The organism is Variovorax sp. YR266 (assembly GCF_900107295.1).
Classification (GTDB): domain Bacteria; phylum Pseudomonadota; class Gammaproteobacteria; order Burkholderiales; family Burkholderiaceae_C; genus Variovorax.
This window is the reverse complement of the sequence record NZ_FNPM01000001.1, coordinates 1059845-1079162: the sequence shown is the minus strand read 5'-3', so window position 1 is coordinate 1079162 and position 19318 is coordinate 1059845. Positions and strand designations below refer to the sequence as shown.

The 19318-nt window shown below is 68.1% G+C and carries 17 protein-coding genes; 13 read left to right on the top strand and 4 right to left on the bottom strand.

The window, feature by feature from the left end:
* The first annotated feature begins 3 nt into the window (after positions 1 to 3).
* The 11 genes from murD (at position 4) to BLW48_RS04935 (ending at position 12272) form a co-directional block, all read left to right on the top strand.
* Complete coding sequence (murD, locus tag BLW48_RS04980; protein WP_093173052.1) at positions 4 to 2112, top strand: UDP-N-acetylmuramoyl-L-alanine--D-glutamate ligase; 2109 nt, start codon at positions 4 to 6, stop codon at positions 2110 to 2112.
* Positions 2109 to 3407 carry a putative lipid II flippase FtsW gene (gene ftsW, locus BLW48_RS04975; protein ID WP_093056268.1) on the top strand — a complete coding sequence of 433 codons (1299 nt, stop codon included), beginning with the start codon at positions 2109 to 2111 and terminating at the stop codon, positions 3405 to 3407. Before murD ends, ftsW begins: the two co-directional genes overlap by 4 nt.
* Positions 3404 to 4465 (top strand): undecaprenyldiphospho-muramoylpentapeptide beta-N-acetylglucosaminyltransferase, encoded by a 1062-nt coding sequence (murG, locus tag BLW48_RS04970; RefSeq protein WP_093056266.1) that lies wholly within the window; start codon positions 3404 to 3406, stop codon positions 4463 to 4465. The genes ftsW and murG overlap by 4 nt, the downstream gene beginning before the upstream one ends.
* Positions 4462 to 5940, top strand: a complete 1479-nt coding sequence (gene murC / locus BLW48_RS04965) for a UDP-N-acetylmuramate--L-alanine ligase (RefSeq protein WP_093056264.1) — start codon at positions 4462 to 4464, stop codon at positions 5938 to 5940. The genes murG and murC overlap by 4 nt, the downstream gene beginning before the upstream one ends.
* Positions 5937 to 6908, top strand: a complete 972-nt coding sequence (locus BLW48_RS04960; protein WP_093056262.1) for a D-alanine--D-alanine ligase — start codon at positions 5937 to 5939, stop codon at positions 6906 to 6908. Before murC ends, BLW48_RS04960 begins: the two co-directional genes overlap by 4 nt.
* 2 nt (positions 6909 to 6910) lie before the next feature.
* On the top strand, positions 6911 to 7699 hold the full coding sequence (locus BLW48_RS04955; RefSeq protein WP_093078611.1) for a cell division protein FtsQ/DivIB: 789 nt from the start codon (positions 6911 to 6913) through the stop codon (positions 7697 to 7699).
* Positions 7700 to 7729: 30 nt separating this feature from the next.
* Entirely contained in the window at positions 7730 to 8959 is a 1230-nt protein-coding gene (ftsA, locus tag BLW48_RS04950; RefSeq protein WP_007832444.1) for a cell division protein FtsA, read from the top strand.
* A 170-nt stretch (positions 8960 to 9129) separates the two neighbouring features.
* Positions 9130 to 10344, top strand: coding sequence for a cell division protein FtsZ (gene ftsZ, locus BLW48_RS04945; RefSeq protein WP_093056258.1), 1215 nt, complete (start codon positions 9130 to 9132; stop codon positions 10342 to 10344).
* A gap of 255 nt (positions 10345 to 10599) precedes the next feature.
* Positions 10600 to 11523, top strand: a complete 924-nt coding sequence (lpxC, locus tag BLW48_RS04940; RefSeq protein ID WP_176928810.1) for a UDP-3-O-acyl-N-acetylglucosamine deacetylase — start codon at positions 10600 to 10602, stop codon at positions 11521 to 11523.
* Positions 11524 to 11546: 23 nt separating this feature from the next.
* Entirely contained in the window at positions 11547 to 11723 is a 177-nt protein-coding gene (locus tag BLW48_RS35330) for a hypothetical protein (RefSeq protein ID WP_164713437.1), read from the top strand.
* A gap of 69 nt (positions 11724 to 11792) precedes the next feature.
* Complete coding sequence (locus BLW48_RS04935; RefSeq protein WP_093173050.1) at positions 11793 to 12272, top strand: hypothetical protein; 480 nt, start codon at positions 11793 to 11795, stop codon at positions 12270 to 12272.
* Positions 12273 to 12278: 6 nt separating this feature from the next.
* On the opposite strand, the gene BLW48_RS04930 is transcribed toward BLW48_RS04935, so the two are convergent.
* On the bottom strand, positions 12279 to 13238 hold the full coding sequence (locus BLW48_RS04930) for a LysR family transcriptional regulator (RefSeq protein WP_093056252.1): 960 nt from the start codon (positions 13236 to 13238) through the stop codon (positions 12279 to 12281).
* A gap of 117 nt (positions 13239 to 13355) precedes the next feature.
* Between BLW48_RS04930 and glyA the strand changes: the two genes are divergently transcribed.
* Positions 13356 to 14678: a serine hydroxymethyltransferase gene (gene glyA, locus BLW48_RS04925; RefSeq protein WP_093173272.1), complete on the top strand. Its 1323-nt coding sequence runs from the start codon at positions 13356 to 13358 to the stop codon at positions 14676 to 14678.
* Position 14679: 1 nt separating this feature from the next.
* Here glyA and ruvC read toward each other — a convergent pair whose 3' ends face one another.
* Complete coding sequence (gene ruvC / locus BLW48_RS04920) at positions 14680 to 15228, bottom strand: crossover junction endodeoxyribonuclease RuvC (RefSeq protein WP_093056250.1); 549 nt, start codon at positions 15226 to 15228, stop codon at positions 14680 to 14682.
* Positions 15229 to 15378: 150 nt separating this feature from the next.
* Between ruvC and BLW48_RS04915 the strand changes: the two genes are divergently transcribed.
* Complete coding sequence (locus BLW48_RS04915; RefSeq protein ID WP_093173048.1) at positions 15379 to 17442, top strand: tetratricopeptide repeat protein; 2064 nt, start codon at positions 15379 to 15381, stop codon at positions 17440 to 17442.
* A 6-nt stretch (positions 17443 to 17448) separates the two neighbouring features.
* On the opposite strand, the gene BLW48_RS04910 is transcribed toward BLW48_RS04915, so the two are convergent.
* Entirely contained in the window at positions 17449 to 18438 is a 990-nt protein-coding gene (locus tag BLW48_RS04910; RefSeq protein WP_093078616.1) for a phosphatidate cytidylyltransferase, read from the bottom strand.
* A 4-nt stretch (positions 18439 to 18442) separates the two neighbouring features.
* A complete protein-coding gene (locus BLW48_RS04905) occupies positions 18443 to 19315 on the bottom strand; it encodes a lysophospholipid acyltransferase family protein (RefSeq protein WP_093173046.1) in 873 nt (290 codons plus the stop codon).
* Between the last annotated feature and the right edge of the window lie 3 nt (positions 19316 to 19318).

Sequence of the window (19318 nt, the reverse complement as noted above, 5' to 3'; positions counted from 1 at the left end):
ACCATGCGGCATCTGAAAGACCTCCCCGTTCTCATCCTCGGCCTCGGTGCGTCCGGGCTGGCGATGACGCGCTGGTGCGCGCGCCACGGCGCCGTCGTGACCGTGGCCGACACGCGCGAGGCGCCGGCATTGCTCGCGACGCTGCAGGCGGAGCTGCCCGGGGTGACGTTCGTCGGCGGGCCGTTCACGGCTGCACTGGTCGAAGGCACGCCGATCCGCGCGGTGTATCGCTCGCCGGGGCTGTCGCCCGCGACCATTGCGCCGGTGGTGGAAGCGGCGCGTGCTGTCGGGCTGCCGGTCGGTGGCGAGCTGGATCTGTTCGCGCGTGCGTTGCTGGACCTGCGGACGGTGGAAGTGCCGGTGGTCGAGGCCGAGCCGGAACCCGAGGCGGAAGCTCCCATCGAGCCGGTGGCAGAAGCGCCCGTGGAAACCGCCGAGCCGGAGGCGCAGGCGCAACTGCCGCTGGACGAGCCCGCGCACGTCGAGCAGGCTGAAGCCGTGGCCGAGCCAGTACAACAGCCACAGCCGCCCGAGCCTGTCGAAGCCGAAGCGCCCGAACTCGCCGCAGAAGCCGCGTCCGAGCCGACCGTGCCCGCGCAGGCTGAAGCAATGCCGCGCGATCCGTCGATGAGCGTCGCCGTGCCGCTGCCGCCCGAGGCCGCAGAAGTCGTCGAGTCGGCAGACGAGCCCGCGCCGGAAGTGCCCGCCGTTGTCCCCGAGTCCTCCGAGGCTTCGGCTCCTGCACCCGCCACCGCTTCCCGCCTGCCCGTCACCGGCAAGCCCTACGTCCCGACCGCCGCCAGGGAAGCCGCGGAGTTCGTCGCCAAGATCGCCGAAATCTCCGCCACCAACCCGGCCTCGGCCGCCGTCGAAGAAGAATCGCCGCAGCTCGAGCTGGCGCCCATCGTCGAGCCCGAAGCCCCCAAGGGCTATGCGCCCGCGGTGCTCGCCATTACCGGCACCAACGGCAAGACCACCGTCACCTCGCTCACCGGCCAGCTGGTCGAGCGTGCGGGCAAGACCGTGGCCGTGGCCGGCAACATCGGCCCGACGCTGCTCGACACGCTCTCGGCGCACATGGATGCCGACACGCTGCCCGACGTGTGGGTGCTGGAGCTGTCCAGCTTCCAGCTCGACGGCGTGCAGGGCTTCGAGCCCACGGCCGCCACCGTGCTCAACCTCACGCAGGACCACCTCGACTGGCATGGCGACATGCCGGCCTACGCGGCGGCCAAGGCGCGCATCTTCGGCGCGCATGGGCTGATGATCCTCAACCGCGACGATGCCGGCGTGATGGCGATGTTGCCCGCGCCCGTCAGGGTCAAGCTGCAGCGCCCGCAGATCCGCACGCACGTCACCTTCGGCGCGGCCATGCCGCTGCGCCCGGGTGACTACGGCATCGAGCGCGTCAACGGCATGGCCTGGCTGGTGCGCGCGCTGGAAGCTGACGAAACGCAGAAGCGCAAGCGCGGCGCCGTGGTGGAAGAAGAAATCTTCCTGCAGCGCCTGATGCCCGCCGACGCGCTGCGCATCCGCGGCCGCCACAACGCCATGAACGCACTGGCCGCACTCGCGCTGGCCAGCGCCGCCGACTGCCCGCTGGGCCCCATGCTCTACGGCCTGCGCGAATACCACGGCGAGCCGCACCGCGTGGAGCCGATCGCCATCGTGGACGAGGTCGAGTACTTCGACGACAGCAAGGGCACCAACGTCGGCGCCACCGTGGCCGCGTTGATCGGCCTGGGCGAAGAGCGCCGCGTGGTCGTCATCCTCGGCGGCGATGGCAAGGGACAAGACTTCGAACCGCTGGCCGAGCCCGTGCGCCAGTACGCGCGCGCCGTGGTGCTCATCGGCCGCGACGCACCGCTCATCGAAGCCGCGCTGGCATCGACCGGCGTCTCTCTGCTGCATGCCGCCTCGATGGACGAGGCCGTGAAGCTCGCGTCCGCGCGCGCCAACCCCGGCGACGCCGTGCTGCTGTCACCGGCCTGTGCGAGCTTCGACATGTTCAAGGACTACGCGCACCGCGCCGAGGTGTTCCGCGAGGCCGTGCAGGCCTACGAGGACAGCCCGCGCGGCATGGGCGATTCGACGACGGAGGACACGGTTTGAACTCTGCCGCCTCAGGCGCCACGCCCAACGCATCCACCAGTCGCTTCGGCGGCTGGTTCAGGCGCGCCCGCAGCGGGATCGACTCGCTGCCGGTGCACCTGCCCGTGCGGCTGGGCGGCGCCGGCATCGCGCAGACAAAAGCCACGCCGATGCGCGTGCTGGGTTTCGACCAGGCGCTGGTCTGGGTCACGGTCGCGCTGCTGACCTGGGGCCTGATCATGGTGTATTCGGCCTCCATCGCGCTGCCCGACAACCCGCGCTTCGCACGCGCGGGCTACAGCGCCTCGTACTTCCTCACGCGGCACGCGGCCTCGGTGATCTTCGCGTTCATCGCCGCGCTGCTGGCCTTCCAGATCCCGATGAAGACCTGGGAGCGCGCCGCGCCCTGGCTCTTCGTGGCCTCGCTGCTGCTGCTGGTGGCCGTGCTCATTCCGCACATCGGCATCAACGTGAACGGCGCGCGCCGCTGGCTGCCGATGGGCTTCATGCGCTTCCAGCCCTCGGAGCTGGCCAAGCTCGCGATGGTGCTCTACGCCGCCAGCTACATGGTGCGCAAGATGGAGATCAAGGAGCGCTTCTTCCGCGCCGTGCTGCCGATGGGCATCGCGGTGGTGGTGGTCGGCATGCTGGTGATGGCCGAACCCGACATGGGCGCGTTCATGGTGATCGCCGTGATCGCCATGGGCATCCTGTTCCTGGGCGGCGTGAACGCGCGCATGTTCTTCGTGATTGCCGCGCTGGTGGTGGTGGCCTTCGGCACCATCGTCGCGAGCAGCCCGTGGCGCCGTGAGCGCATCTTTGCGTACCTCGATCCGTGGAGCGAAGAGCACGCGCTGGGCAAGGGCTACCAGCTGTCGCACTCGCTGATTGCCATCGGGCGCGGCGAGATCTTCGGCGTGGGCCTGGGCGGCAGCGTCGAGAAGCTGCACTGGCTGCCCGAGGCACACACCGACTTCCTGCTGGCCGTGATCGGCGAAGAGTTCGGCCTGGTCGGCGTGCTGCTGATCATCGGCCTGTTCCTCTGGCTCACGCGCCGCATCATGCACATCGGCCGCCAGGCGATTGCGCTGGACCGCGTGTTCTCGGGCCTCGTGGCCCAGGGCGTGGGCGTGTGGCTCGGCTTCCAGACCTTCATCAACATGGGTGTGAACCTGGGCGCGCTGCCGACCAAGGGCCTGACCTTGCCGCTGATGAGCTTCGGCGGTTCGGCCATCCTGATGAACCTCGTGGCGCTGGCCATCGTGCTGCGCATCGACTACGAAAACCGCGTGCTGATGCGGGGAGGTCGCGTATGACGCGCACCGCACTCGTCATGGCAGGCGGCACAGGCGGCCATATCTTCCCGGGTCTCGCGGTGGCCGAGGCCCTGCGCGAGCGCGGCTGGCAGGTTCACTGGCTGGGCGCGCCCGGCAGCATGGAAGAAAAACTCGTGCCGCCGCGCGGCTTCGCCTTCGAGCCCGTGCAGTTCGGCGGCGTGCGCGGCAAAGGCCCGCTCACGCTGTTCCTGCTGCCGCTGAAGCTGCTGCGCGCCTTCTGGCAGAGCCTGCGCGTGGTGCGCCGCGTGAAGCCCGACGTGCTGGTGGGCCTTGGCGGCTACATCACTTTTCCGGGCGGAATGATGGGCGTGCTGCTCAACAAGCCGCTGGTGCTGCACGAGCAGAACTCGGTCGCCGGCCTCGCCAACAAGGTGCTGGCGGGCGTGGCCGATCGCGTGTTCACGGCTTTCCCCAATGTGCTGAAGAAGGCGCAGTGGGTGGGCAACCCATTGCGCGCGGCCTTCACTTCGCAGCCCGATCCGGCCACGCGTTTCGCGGGCCGTACCGGTCCGCTGAAATTGCTGGTGGTGGGCGGCAGCCTCGGCGCACGCGGCCTCAACACTGTTGTGCCGCAGGCGCTGGCGCGCATCGAGCCGGCCACGCGCCCGCAGGTGCTGCACCAGAGCGGCTCCAAGCAAATCGATGAGCTGCGCGCCAACTACACGGCGGCCGGCGTCGAAGGCGAACTCACGCCCTTCATCGAAGACACCGCGCAGGCGTACGCCGACGCCGACATCATCGTCGCGCGCGCCGGCGCCAGCACCGTCACAGAAATCGCGGCCGTCGGCGCAGCAGCGCTGTTCGTGCCTTTCCCCTCGGCGGTCGACGACCACCAGACCACCAACGCGCGCTTCCTCGTGGACGCGGGCGGCGGATGGCTCGTGCAGCAGGCCGACCTCACTCCTGAATTGCTGGCTGACTTGCTACAGAAAACCGAGCGCACCGCGCTGATCGACAAGGCCGTCAAGGCCAAGACCATGCAGAAGACCGAAGCCGTCGAGGCGGTCGTCCGCGCTTGCGAGGAGCTTGCCAAATGAAGCACGCTATTCGTCACATCCATTTCGTGGGCATCGGTGGTTCCGGCATGAGCGGCATCGCCGAAGTGCTGCTGAACCTGGGCTACAAGATCACCGGATCCGACCTGTCCGACAGCGTCACGCTGCGACGGCTCGCGGGCCTGGGCATCGGCACCTTCGTGGGCCACGCCGCCGCGCACATCGACGGCGCGGACGCGGTCGTCACCTCCACCGCCGTGCAGTCGGACAACCCCGAAGTGCTGGCCGCGCGCGAGAAGCGCATTCCGGTGGTGCCGCGCGCGTTGATGCTGGCCGAGCTGATGCGCCTGAAGCAGGGCATTGCAATTGCCGGCACGCACGGCAAGACCACTACCACCAGCCTGGTGGCGAGCGTGCTCGACGCCGCCGGGCTCGACCCGACCTTCGTGATTGGCGGGCGCCTCAACAGCGCGGGCGCCAACGCGCAGCTCGGCAGCGGCGACTACATCGTGGTCGAGGCCGACGAGTCGGACGCCTCGTTCCTGAACCTGCTGCCGGTGATGGCAGTGGTCACGAACATCGACGCCGACCACATGGAGACCTACGGGCACGACTTCGCGAAGCTCAAGAAGGCTTTCGTCGACTTCCTGCACCGCATGCCTTTCTACGGCGTGGCCATTCTCTGCACCGACGATCCGGCGGTGCGCGAGATCGTGGCCGACGTGACCTGCCCGGTCACCAGCTACGGCTTCGGCGAGGACGCCCAGGTGCGCGCCATCGACGTGCGCGCCGTCGGCGGCCAGATGCACTTCACCGCGCAGCGCCGCAATGGCGTGACGCTGCCGGACCTGCCCATCGTGCTGAACCTGCCGGGCGAGCACAACGTGCGCAATGCGCTGTCGGTGATCGCGGTGGCTGTGGAACTCGGCATTCCCGACGAAGCCGTGCAGCGCGGCCTTGCAGGCTTCAAGGGCGTGGGCCGACGCTTCCAGAGCTACGGCGATGTGGCTGTGCAAGGCGGCCATAACGAAGGTGGGGCCGGCACCTTCACCGTGATCGACGACTACGGTCATCACCCTGTCGAGATGGCGGCCACCATCGCCGCCGCACGCGGCGCGTTCCCGGGCCGCCGGCTGGTGCTGGCCTTCCAGCCGCACCGCTATACCCGTACGCGCGACTGCTTCGAAGACTTCGTGAAGGTCATCGGCACGGCCGACTCCGTGTTGCTCGGCGAGGTCTACGCCGCGGGCGAGGCGCCCATCGTGGCGGCCGATGGCCGCACGCTGGCGCGCGCGCTGCGCGTGGCCGGCAAGGTCGAGCCGGTGTTCGTCGACGACATCGCCGCCATGCCCCAAGCCATTCTCGACAACGCCCGCGCGGGCGACGTGGTGCTTTCCATGGGCGCCGGCTCCATCGGCGCGGTACCGGGCAAGGTCGTCGAACTCGGCGCAGCGGCTGTCACCGCCGTCGCACCTTCAACATCGCAGCGCGATTCGCGCAAAGGGAGGGCCTCATGAGCCTTCAGGACCCCAAACTCTTCGGCAAGGTTGCCGTGCTGTTCGGCGGCAGTTCCGCCGAACGCGAAATCTCGTTGATGTCGGGCACCGGTGTACTCGAAGCCCTGCGCTCGCGCGGTGTTGATGCGCACGCCTTCGACCCCTCGCAGCGCGATCTGGCCGACCTGAAGCGCGAAGGCTTCGCGCGCTGCTTCGTCGCGCTGCACGGCCGTCATGGCGAGGACGGCACGGTGCAGGGTGCGCTCGAACTGCTCGGCATTCCCTACACCGGCTCGGGCGTGATGGCTTCCAGCGTGGCCATGGACAAGGTCATGACCAAGCGCATCTGGCAGGCCGATGGCCTGCCGACGCCCAAGTACGTGCGCCTGGCCTTCGACCAGCAAAGCCGCGAGCAGATCATGGCCGTGCCCGACGTGCTCGGCCTGCCGCTGATCGTGAAGCCGCCGCGCGAGGGCTCCTCTATCGGCGTGACCAAGGTCGAGGGCTACTCGCAGATGCAGGACGCGATCACGCTGTCGGCCAAGTACGACGCCGACGTGCTTTGCGAGGAATTCATCGAAGGCGAGGAAGTGACCTGCGCCGTGCTCGGCCACGGGCTCGACGCGCGCGCGCTGCCGGTGGTGCGCATCTCCGCACCCGAAGGCGCCTACGACTACCAGAACAAGTACTTCACCGACGACGTGAAGTACCAGTGCCCGAGCGGCCTGCCCGAAGCGGAAGAGCACGAGATCCAGCGCATCACGCTGGCTGCGTATCGCACGCTCGGCTGCCGCGGCTGGGGCCGCGCCGACGTGATGATCCGCGCCAGCGATCGCAAGCCCTTCCTGCTGGAGATGAACACCTCGCCCGGCATGACCAGCCATTCGCTGGTGCCGATGTCGGCCCGCGCCGCGGGCATCGCGTACGAAGACCTGTGCCTGCGGGTGCTGGCCTCGGCCGCGCTCGACGCAACGGGAGGCTCGCTATAGCCATGGCCGACAGCATCCCCGCTCCCTTCGACGTCAAGCTCATGAACATCGTCGCGAACATTGCCTTCGCGATGGTGGCGCTCATGCTGCTGGCGGCGGGTGCGTGGTGGGTGCTGCGGCAGCCTTTCTTCCCCATCGGCGGCATCAAGGTGGACGGCGAAGTCACGCACAACAACGCGGTCACACTGCGCGCCAATGTGGCGCCGCAGCTCACGGGCAACTTCTTCACCATCGACCTGGGGCGCGCACGCGCCGCCTTCGAGTCGGTGCCGTGGGTGCGCAGCGCGGTGGTGCGGCGCGAGTTCCCGAACAAGCTGCGCGTGACGCTGACCGAGCAGGTGCCGGTTGCCAACTGGGGCGACGACGCGGGCTCGAAGCTGATCAACGGCTTCGGCGACGTGTTCGAGGCCAACGTGGCGGAGGTGGACGACAACCTGCCGCGCCTGGACGGCCCGATCGAACAGGCCGGCCAGGTGCTGGGGATGTACCGCGTGCTGCAGCCGCAGTTCCAGCCTTACGACATGAGCATCGACGAGCTCACGCTGTCGAGCCGGGGAAGCTGGAAGGTGGTGCTCGACAGCGGTGCCGAGATAGAGCTCGGCCGCGGCCAGAGCGAGGAGGTGACGGCACGACTGCAGCGGTTCCTGAAGACCGTGACCCAGGTCGCGGGCCAGTACCGCCGCACGATGGCCGACGTCGAGGGCGCCGACCTGCGACACAACGACGCGTATGCATTGCGGCTGCGCGGCGTCACCACGGTCTCGCCAGAGGCCCCAAGAAAAATCAAGTAGCGCTCATCGAGAAATCGAGGACATATCTCAATGCCTAAAGAATACAAAGACCTGGTCGTAGGACTCGACATCGGCACCGCCAAGGTGATGGTGGTCGTGGCCGAAGTGCTGCCCGGAGGCGAGCTCAAGCTGGCCGGCCTCGGCATTGCGCCGAGCAACGGCTTGAAGCGCGGCGTGGTGGTGAACATCGACGCCACCGTGCAGAGCATCCAGCAGGCCCTGAAAGAGGCCGAGCTGATGGCCGACTGCAAGATCAGCCGCGTCTACACCGGCATCACCGGCAGCCACATCCGCGGCATCAATTCGAGCGGCATGGTGGCGGTGAAGGACAAGGAAGTGACGCCCGCCGACGTGGCCCGCGTGGTGGAGACGGCGCGCGCCATCAACATCTCCAGCGACCAGCGCCTGCTGCTGGTGGAGCCGCAGGAGTTCGTGATCGACGGCCAGGACGTGAAGGAGCCGATCGGCATGAGCGGCATGCGGCTCGAGGCCAAGGTGCACATCGTGACCGGTGCGCAGAGCGCGGCCGAGAACATCATCAAGTGCGTGCGCCGCTGCGGCCTCGAGGTCGACCAGCTGATGCTGAACCCGCTGGCCTCGAGCCAGGCGGTGCTGACCGAAGACGAACGCGAGCTCGGCGTGGTGCTCGTCGACATCGGCGCGGGCACGACCGACGTGGCGATCTTCACCAACGGCGCGATTCGCCACACGGCCGTGATCCCGATCGCGGGCGACCTCATCACGAGCGACATCGCCATGGCGCTGCGCACGCCGACGAAGGACGCGGAAGACATCAAGGTCGAGAACGGCTATGCCAAGCAACTGCTGGCCGACCCCGATACGCAGGTCGAAGTGCCGGGCCTCGGCGACCGCGGCCCGCGCATGCTGAGCAAGCAGGCGCTGGCCGGCGTGATCGAGCCGCGCATCGAAGAGATCTTCTCGCTGGTGCAGCAGGTGGTGCGCGAGTCGGGCTACGAAGAGGTGCTGTCGTCGGGCGTGGTGCTCACGGGCGGCAGCGCGGTGATGCCCGGCATGGTCGAGCTAGGCGAAGACATCTTCCTGAAGCCCGTGCGCCGCGGCATCCCGAAGTATTCGAGCGCGCTGTCGGACATGGTTGCGCAGCCTCGCGCAGCGACGGTGATGGGCCTGCTCGAAGAAGCACGGTTCGCGCGCATGCGTGGCTTCAAGGTCGCGCAGAAGAATGGGTCGGTAAAGACTGCATTCGGACGTTTCAAAGACTTCATCGTGGGGAATTTCTAGCCATGATCAAGTCTCCACTCTGGCTCGCGCGTGGCAGCCCCCCATTGCATTTCAACGAGCGATGGCGACGAACAGGTCCACCATCGTGACGGACGCATCGTTGATCTCGTCACGGCACAAGAATTATTCATAGACACACAACGGCAACTGCAAGATTCAAGGAGTTAAAAATGACCATCGAAATGATCGAAGTCGAAGAGTTCAATCAGGGCACGCAGATCAAGGTGATCGGTGTTGGCGGTGGCGGCGGCAATGCGGTCGCCCACATGATGGAGCGCGGTGTGCAGGGCGTTCAGTTCGTCTGCGCGAACACCGACGCACAGGCACTGCAGCGCAGCAGCGCGCACAAGATCATCCAGCTCGGCACCAGCGGCCTGGGTGCGGGCAGCAAGCCCGACAAGGGCCGTGAAGCGGCCGAGCTCGCGGTGGACGACATCCGCGCGGCCATCGACGGCGCGCACATGCTGTTCATCACGGCCGGCATGGGTGGCGGCACCGGCACCGGCGCTGCTCCGGTCATCGCGCGCGTCGCGAAGGAAATGGGCATCCTCACCGTGGGCGTGGTGACCAAGCCCTTCGACTGGGAAGGCGGTCGCCGCATGACCAACGCCGACGCCGGCCTGGCCGAGCTCGAAGCCAACGTCGACTCGCTGATCGTGGTGCTCAACGAGAAGCTGCTCGACGTGCTGGGCGAAGACGTCACGCAGGACGAAGCCTTTGCGCAAGCCAACGACGTGCTGAAGAACGCCGTGGGCGGCATCTCGGAAATCATCAACGAGTACGGCGGCGTGAACGTCGACTTCGAAGACGTGCGCACCGTGATGGGCGAACCCGGCAAGGCCATGATGGGCACCGCTGCCGCAGCTGGCCCGGACCGCGCGCGCATCGCAGCCGAACAGGCCGTGGCCTGCCCGCTGCTCGAAGGCATCGACCTCTCGGGCGCCAAGGGCGTGCTGGTGCTGGTGACGGCGTCGAAGGGCTCGCTGAAGCTGAACGAATCGAAGCTCGCGATGAACACCATCCGCGCCTACGCTTCGCCGGATGCGCACGTGATCTACGGCGCTGCATACGACGACAGCCTCGGCGACGAGATGCGCGTGACGGTGGTGGCCACCGGCCTGTCGCGTGCCGATGCCCGCCGCCAGGCACCTACGCTGGAAGTGATCCGCACCGGCACCGACAACATCCCGTTCAACGTGCCGACGCTCGGTGGTACGGGGCACGCCAGTGGTGGCGGCCACAGCCAGCCCAACTACGACGGCATGGCCGTTCCCAGCGTGTGGCGCACCAACCGCACGATGGCTGCAGCGAAGGTGGACGCGCTGTCTTCGGGCGGCATGGACGACTTCGAGATCCCGGCCTTCCTGCGCCGCCAGGCTGATTAAGAGGACACCCCATTCGATGGTCTCGCTGGAGGCCATCGCGGGGTGAACTCGACCAAACGCAGAGGGCACGAGGGTTCGCAAGGGGCACAGGGACGACCTGAAAGGGACGTCTGCTGGCTCTAGGCGCTGCGCTCACCTCGTGCCCTTTGCGTCCATTTCGCGCCAATTTGGCGGGATTGCATAGAACCCATGTCTATCGGTGCCATAGCGAGGGGCATAGGGCGCCATGCCCGTCGCGCGCCTAAAATCCCGGCCGTGCTGCAACAACGAACCCTCAAGTCGATCAGCCGCGCCGTGGGCGTGGGGCTCCATAGCGGCCAACGCGTGGAGCTGACCCTGCGACCGGCTCCCGCCGACACGGGCATCGTGTTCCGCCGCGTCGACCTGCCCGAGCCGGCAGAGATCCGCATGACCGCCGAGGCGGTCACCGACACGCGCCTTGCATCCACCGTTTCCACCGGCGGCGCAAAGGTGCAGACCGTCGAACACCTGATGTCTGCCTGCGCTGGGCTGGGCATCGACAACCTCTACATCGACATCACGGCCGACGAAGTGCCGATCCTCGACGGATCGGCTTCGTCCTTCGTGTTCCTGCTGCAAAGCGCGGGCATCGCGCTGCAGAAGGCGCCGCGCCGCTTCATCCGCGTGACTCGCAAGGTCGAAGTGCGCGAAGGCGAGGGCGCCAACGAGAAGTGGGCGAGCCTGGAGCCGTACCACGGCTACAAGCTGAGCTTCGAGATCGACTTTGACCACCGCGTGGTCAATTCCACCGGCCAGCGCGTGGAGTTCGACCTGGGCACCGACTCGTACAGCCGCGACATCGCACGCGCGCGCACCTTCGGCTTCACCAAGGAAGTCGAGTACATGCGCAGCAAGGGCCTTGCGCTTGGTGGCGGCCTCGACAACGCCATCGTGATGGACGACACCAAGGTGCTCAATGCGGGCGGCCTGCGCTACGACGACGAGTTCGTGAAGCACAAGATCCTCGACGCCATGGGCGACCTGTACATCATCGGCAAGCCGCTGCTGGCGGCCTACACCGCGTTCCGCTCGGGCCATGCGCTCAACAACAAGCTGCTGCGCGAACTGCTTTCGCACAGCGACGCCTACGAAGTCGTGACCTTCGAGGACGAGAAGCGCGCACCGCGCGGTTTCGGCGAAGTCGCCCGGGCCTGGTAGGCCACGTCCGCTTTTAGTCCCACATGCTTCTTTTCCGCTGGGCCATCCTGCTGCTTCTGCTGGTGGCAGGCGTGTGCTTTGCGTTCTATGCCGGCACGGGGCAGGCCAAGTACCGGCGCATCGGGTGGATCGTGTTGAAGTGGACGCTGCTGGCGGCGTTTGGCTTCTTCGCGGTGCTGATCGCCGAGCGGGTGGCGTAGCCTTCGCGTCCTCGTTCGCATGTCCGGAAACGGCATGCGTGGCAGCGCACTCCGGCGCACGATGGCGCCATGAACACCAACACATCCCCCAGCCGGAATCCATTCGGCGTTGAAGATGCGCCCGACCCGGAGGGCGCAGATATCGAAGCGTTTGCCGAGAGCATCGAACTGCACGGCGGGCCCGATGACCCGAACGCGCCTGCGTGGGGCACACCGGTGAACGACGCGCCGTCCTCAATCGTCGGCGCATGGTCCAGCCGCTGGAATGGCGGCGCCGATCCGACGATCCCCGGTGACTCCGAAGCTGCGTGGAAGCAGGGCAAGGCCACCGTGCGGGTGGCCGGCAGCCGGTTCTATTTGCTGTTCGATTGGGATGGCGGTGCCCGGCAGGCCCTGCTCGATGTTCGCTATGTCGATCCCGACACACTCGTGGGCCGCTACATCAACCTGAGCAATCCGGCCATCACGCAGCCCTGGGTGGGCCTGATCGTCGACAACCGCCGGATCGACGGCCGCTGGCCCAACGGGCGATTGGATTTCCGGCGATAGGGCTGCTCAGGCTGCGGCGAGTGCCTGCAGGGCCTGCACTTGCTGTGCGAGCAGCGGCCCCTTGCGGTGCGCAGGCACCAGCAGCATGACCGTGTCTCCCACCGCCTTCGGCCGTCCCCAAGGCGCATGCAGCTTGCCTTGCGCAAGCAATGGCGCAACGAGCCGCTCACGGCCCATCAACACTCCTTCGCCATCGAGCGCGGCCTGCAGCGCGAGGCTGTAGAGCGAGAAGTCCGGCCCGGCAGCCATCGCTTCGGCTTCGACTGCCGTGAAGCCGGGGCGAACAGCCTGCAGCCAACGCGGCCAATCGTCGCGCCACACGGTGTCGTGCAAACCGCCACAGCGCGCGAGCAGATCCGCCAGGTCATCGAGCGAGCGAGGACGCCCGCTGGGCAACGGCTGCTGCAGGCGCGGGCTGCACACCGGCAGCAGCCGGTCGCGCACGAGCGGAATCGCCTGCGCACCGACGGCAGCCTCGATGTGCTCACCGGCCCGCGCATAGAACAACCCGAGATCGAAAGGCTCGCGGCGGAAGTTCGGCGGCTGCTCCAACGCGGTGACGGACACCTGCACGCCGGGCAGCGCGGCCTTCAGCTTCGAGAGCCGAGGCGACAGCCACAGCTGCGCCACGGCCGGCAGGGCGGCCACCTGCAGCGTGCTGCGGCGCGCTGCGGTCTGCGTCTCGTGGCGCAGCGCCTGTACTGCGAGGCCGAGCTGGTCGACGGCAGCGCTGAGCGCCGGCAGCGCGCGCCGCCCGTGCGCGCTGAGGCGAATACCCTGGCTGTGCCGCTCGAACAGCGCGCCGCCGGCCCATGTCTCCAGCGTCTTGATCTGCTGTGCGACGGCGGCCGGCGTGACGAAGAGTTCTTCGGCTGCGCGCGCGAAGCTGCCGTGGCGCGCAGCTGCCTCGAAGGCGCGCACGGCCGTGTGCGGCGGCAGGCGGGGGCGGGGCGGTGCGAGCGGCATCGGAGCAATCCTTCAGGCCAAGTTTTTCTAGGGCCCAGGCCCAGATTATCCGGTTTGCCCGACCGGCGGCGGCAGGCGACGATGCGGCCATTCACCACTTCCAGCGAGATCCACCGCATGCCAGCCGCCCTGCAACGCCGCCCCTGGGTTCCCGCCGCCAGCGAAGACCACGTGCTCTCCATTGCCGCCGATGCCGCTGCACGCGATGCGGCGGGCGTCGCCGCCGAGATCGAACGGCTGGTGGCCGACAACCACCGCATCCACGATGTCGAGGGACTGAACCTCAACCCCGCCACCAACGTGATGAACCCGGCCGCCGAAGCGCTGTTGTCGCGCGGGCTCGGTTCGCGCCCGTCGCTCGGCTATCCGGGCGACAAGTACGAGATGGGGCTGGAAGCCATCGAGCGCATCGAGGTCGTCGCGACCGAGCTTGCAGCCGAGGTGTTCGGCGCGAAGTTCGCCGAAGTGCGCGTGAGCTCCGGCGCGCTGTCGAATCTCTACGTGTTCATGGCGACCTGCCAGCCCGGCGACACGATCATCGTGCCGCCGCCCAGCATCGGTGGCCACGTCACGCACCATGCGGCGGGCGCGGCCGGGCTCTATGGCCTGAAGCCTGTCTCCGCGCCGGTGGATGCCGACGGCTACACGGTCGATGTGGTTGCGCTGGCAAAGCTGGCGCGCGAGGTGAAGCCGAAGCTCATCACCATCGGCGGCAGCCTGAACCTGTTCCCGCACCCGGTGCCCGCGATCCGCGAGATCTCCGACAGCGTGGGCGCGAAGCTGTTGTTCGATGCCGCTCACCTCTCGGGCATGGTGGCCGGCAAGGCGTGGCCGCAGCCGCTCGAGCAGGGCGCGCATGCAATCACCATGAGCACCTACAAGAGCCTGGGCGGCCCGGCGGGCGGGCTGATTGTGTCGAACGACGCGGCGCTGATGGAGCGCATCGATGCCATCGCCTACCCCGGCCTCACGGCCAACTCGGATGCAGGCCGCACCGCCGCGCTGGCTCGCGGGCTGCTCGACTGGAAGGTGCATGGCGTTGCCTATGCGGCCGCGATGCGCGAGACCGCGCAGGCCCTGGCGCGTGCGCTCGATGCGCAAGGCCTGCCCGTGTTCGCGAAGGCACGCGGCTTCACCCAGTCGCACCAGCTCGCGGTCGAAGCGGCGCGCTGGGGTGGCGGGCAGCGTGCGGCGAAGAAGCTCGCGCAGGGCGGCCTGCTGGCCTGCGGCATCGGCCTGCCGATCGCACCCGTGGACGGCGACATCAACGGCCTGCGGCTCGGCGTGCCGGAGATCGTGCGACTGGGCTTCACGCCCGACGACATGCCACAGCTGGCCGATTGGATCGCGCGGGCTCTGGCAGGCGATGCGGCCATCGTCGCCGCTGAAGTGCGAGAGCGCCGCAAGCGCCTCGGCGAACTGCGCTACATCGTGCGCTGAGTCAGCGCGAGCGCCCTTGCCGGTAGGTGCCGGCATGCGTCTTCGACAGCTCGGCCGCTTCCGCGAGCCGCGCCATCGACCGCCCCACCTGCGCATGCGTGATGGCAATGCCCAGCGCGTCCGCCGCGTCGGCGCCCGGCAAGCCTGGCAACTCGAGCAGCCGCCGCACCATCTCCTGCACCTGCGCCTTGGCGGCCTGGCCGTGGCCGGCCACCGCCTTCTTCATCTGCAGTGCGGTGTACTCGGCCACGGAAAGGTTGTTGCTCACCAGCGCGGTCACGCAGGCGCCGCGCGCCTGTCCCAGCAGCAGCGTCGACTGCGGGTTGACGTTGACGAAGATGATTTCGACCGCCGACGCATCGGGCTGGTAGCGCGCGGTGATCTCCGCGATGCCGTCGAACAGCACCTTCAGGCGCGCCGGCAGGTTGCCGGTGCCCAGGTGCCGGGTACTGATGGTGCCGCTGGCCACGTAGCGCAGCGCATGGCCGTCCGCGTCGACCACGCCGAAGCCGGTGGTCTGCAAGCCGGGGTCGATGCCAAGAATGCGCATGAAAGGAAGCGAAAAGGCTTACGCCAGTGCAAAGAGGAGAGAGAAGGGACCGAACTATCGCTCGAAAGCAGCGCTATCGCGGGCAGAATCCGTGCCGATTCGTACAGTCTGCCCCGCTTTCCGCAGGGCGCGCCACACAAGGAAGCGAATGTGAATGTAGTCGAGTCCTCCGCGCAGCGGCAACTGGACGAGGCGCAAGCCTTGATCGAACGCCTGCAGCAGCACCCCGCCGAACGCGCGGCCGCGAGCTTCCGTCGCATCGAACTGCTCAACGACCTGGGCCGCCGCAACGAGGCACTGGCCGCCTGTACCCGTCTGCTCGACGAGTACGCAGCCAGGCCCGACGTCGGCGTGGTCGTGCCCTGCTGCCAGGCGCTGCGCCTGCTGGCGCACATGCTGCGCCAGATGCATCGCCCCGCCGACGCGCTCGCCACCCTCGACCGCCTGATCGCCGCGCACGGCCAGCGCAGCGAGCCCGCGATCCGCGAGCACATCGCCCATGCGCTGTATCAGCGCACCTGGTGGATCGACGAGCCAGAGGCGCGCTGCGAAGCCTGCGATGCCATGAGCGATCTGCTCGACAGCCAGCCCGATGCCGCGCTCGACGCGTGGCGCGTGGAGGCCCGGCTGCTGAAGGCCGAGATCGAACATCACCGCGGCCTGCCGCAGGATGCGCTGGCCACGCTGGAAGCAGCGATCGAGCGCTTCGACGGCAGCACCGACCCCGGCGTGGTGCTGCGCGTGGCGCGTGCGCGCCTGGCCTCGGTGCTGAACCTGCGCGAACTGGCGCAGCACGCGCAGGCCCAGGTGATGTGCCTGGCCGTGGCCGACCAGATCGAGGCCGGCCTCGCCGACGCGGCGCCCGAGCTGCGCATCGAAGGCGTGCGGGCGCTGACACTGTTCTTCGACGGCTTCGGCATCGACGAGCACGCGAACCGCGCCGAGCTGGTCGGCTGGCTGCTCGACCGCTACGGCCGCGACGAGTCGTCGCAGGTGCGCCGCATGGCCGTGCGCCGTGCCTACGACTGGTCGGTGGGGTTGCGCGAGCAGGACGACGGAGAGGTCGCGCTGGCCGCCTGCGAGCGGCTGCTCGCCACCTTCGGCGCCGACACCGACGCCGGCGTGCAGCGCACCGTGGCGAGCGCACTGCTCAACAAGGGCTTCGTGCTGCTCGAACGGCTCAACCGGCCCGAGGATGCGCTCGCGGTGTACGAGCAACTCGCGAAGCAGCTGAAGGACACGCCCACGTCCGAGCTGCAGGACACCCTGTCCAAGGCCAACGCTGGCCGCCAGGCTTGCCTGAAGCGACTGCGCAAGGCCGATACGGAGCTGCCGCCCGAGCTGCGCGACGAGGTGCGCGACAAGGTCAAACAGGGCCGCAAGCACGGCGATGCGGGCGAGTCGCGCGAGGCGATCGCACTGTTCGACGAAGTGCTGGCCGCGTATTCCGCATCGCCCCATCCCGAGCTGCGCCGCCAGTGCGCGCGGGCGCTCGTCCACAAGGCCTTCTGCCTAGTCGCGCTGGACCGCTTTGCCGAAGTGATAGCCGCAGCCGATGCGATGGACGCGCGCTACGGCGCCGACCCGTCGACGGAGATGCAGGAGACAGTCGCGCTGTGCCTGCAGTACAAGAGCACCGCGCTCGACCGCCTCGGCCTGCACGACGACGAGATGCGGGTGCACGACGAGATCGTCGCGCGCTGGGGCAACTCCGAGCTGCCGGACCTGCGCGGGCGCGTGGTCGGCGCGCTGTTTCGCAAGGGCGCCACGCTGCGCCAGACCGGCCAGCTCAAGGCGGCCGTGGCCTGCTACGACGAAGCCGTCGCGCGCACCACCGGCGCGAGGGAAGGCACGCTGCAGCTGTGGGCCGCCAAGTCGATGATCAACAAGGCCAAGGCGCTCGACAAGCTCGGCGATCCCGTGGGGCAGGCCAAGGCGTATCGCGCGCTCATTGCGCGCTTCGGCGATACAGGCGATGCCGCGCTGCGCGAACGCGTCGCCAATGCCTGCGAATGGCTGGCCGAGGCCGAGGGCCGGCAAGGTCGTGTGGAGGCGCAGCGCGCGGCGCTCGAAGCTGCGCTGGGCCGTTTCGGCACGGCGTTGTCGGCCGAGCAGCGCACGCGGCTGACGCGCGAGCTGCAGGCGCTGAAGGCCAAGGCCTTCGGACGCGCGGCGAAGCAGGCCTTCGACCGCGTGGTGCGCCGCAAGGCTTGATGAGGTTCAGGCGTTGAAGTACCAGCGGATGGAGTGAAAGAAGATTGGGGCGGCGAAGCACAGGGCATCGACGCGGTCCAGCAGGCCGTTGGCCCCCGTCACGCCAACGCCCTTCTGCCCCCAGTTCGGAATGCCCCGGTCGCGCTTGAGCGCCTTCATCACCAGGTGCCCCATCGACCCCGCGATGCAGGCAATGACCGACACCGCGAGCGCCTGCCCGAACTTGAATGGCGTGATGAACGAGAACAGCGCTCCCACCAGGCTCGCCACCACGATGCCGATGCCCCAGCTGGTCCAGTTGAAGCTGCGGCTCACGTTGGGCGCGAAGGGCGCGCGCTGTGTGCGGCGCGATATCAGGTGCTGCACCAGCACCGAGGTCTGCACCACGAACACCAGGAAGAACACGAGGAAGGCGCTCTTGCCCTCGTAGCCCGGAAAGCTCAGCAGCAGCAGCGCCGGCACGTGGCTCATGCCGTAGACGCAGACCATGATGCCCCACTGCAGCTTGGCGTTGCGCTCCAGGAAGTGGCTCGGGTCGTTGGCCAGCGCGCTCGCCACCGGTATCGCGAGGAACACGTAGACCGGGATGAACACGGTGAACAGGTCGAAGCGCGCCGTGGCCACCAGCCAGAACTGGATCGGCAGCACCACGAAGAAGGCGAGGATCAGGCTGCGGTGGTCGCCGCGCCGCGTGGGCGAGAGCGTGATGAACTCGCGCAGCGCGAAGAAGGAGATCAGCGCGAACAGCACGGTGGCCACGGTTTCGCCCAGTGCCCAGCCGATCCAGAAAATGATGACCATGAACCAGGTGGTGCCCAGCAGCGCGCGGAAGTGCGCGAGCTCGGCCTGCCAGGTGGCGTCGTGCACGGGGTTGCGCTTTTCCCTGAAGCTCAGGAAGAAGGCGGTGGTGCTCACGATCACGAGCACGCCGAAGATGATGAGGAAGAGCGCCGCGACTTGCTGGGTCGGGGTGAGGTTGCGCAGGAACTGGTTCATGTCGTCAGACGTCGCGCAAGGCGATCACCGCGGCGCGCGCCCGGTCGAGGAAGGGCCGGCGTTCTTCGTCTTCTTCGACGCGGATCGGCGCGCCGAAGGTGACGGAGCAGAGGATGGGCACCGGCACGATCTCGCCCTTGGGCATCACGCGCTGCACGTTGTCGATCCATGCAGGCACCAGCACCACGTCGGGGAACATGGTGGCGAGCGTGTAGAGGCCCGACTTGAACTTCTGCGGCTCGCCCGTGTGGCCGCGCGTGCCTTCGGGGAAGATGATGATGGAGTCGCCGCTTCGCAGCGCTTCGACGAGGGGGGCGAGTGGATCGACGGCTGGGGCCGGTGCAGCGACCGGGACTTCTTCGGGCGCCGCGGGCGGTGGCGGCTCTGGAGGAGGCGGTGGAGCGGGCGGCTCGGGAAGGTCGAGCCGGCCCTGTGCTTCGGGCGCGGTCTCTGCGGGTGGTGCCGGCGGCGTCAAGGGCAGCAGAGGTTCCATCGAGGGCTCGATGCGCTCGGCAGGCATCGGCGGGCGTTGCGGTGGCAGGGCTTCGGCCACCACAGGTGCGGGTACGGGAGGTGCCGCCGCTGCAGCAGGCGCCGACGCCTGTCGCTCAACGTACACCGCGTTGAACACCTCCGTCGTGATCCAGCGCTTGACCGGCGTGTTGGCCCAGTAGTCACGCGCCGCGATGGGCCGCGTGATGCTGCGCAACTCTTCGGGCAGCGCCGCCCAGATCATCACGAGGTCGGCGTGGCTCTGGTGATTGGCGAAATAGATGCGCTGCTCGGCTTTCGGCGGACAGCCATACCAGCGCGCCTGCGCGCCAGTGAGCAACCGGACGATTCCCAACAACAACCAACCCGTGAGCTTTGCCAGCATATG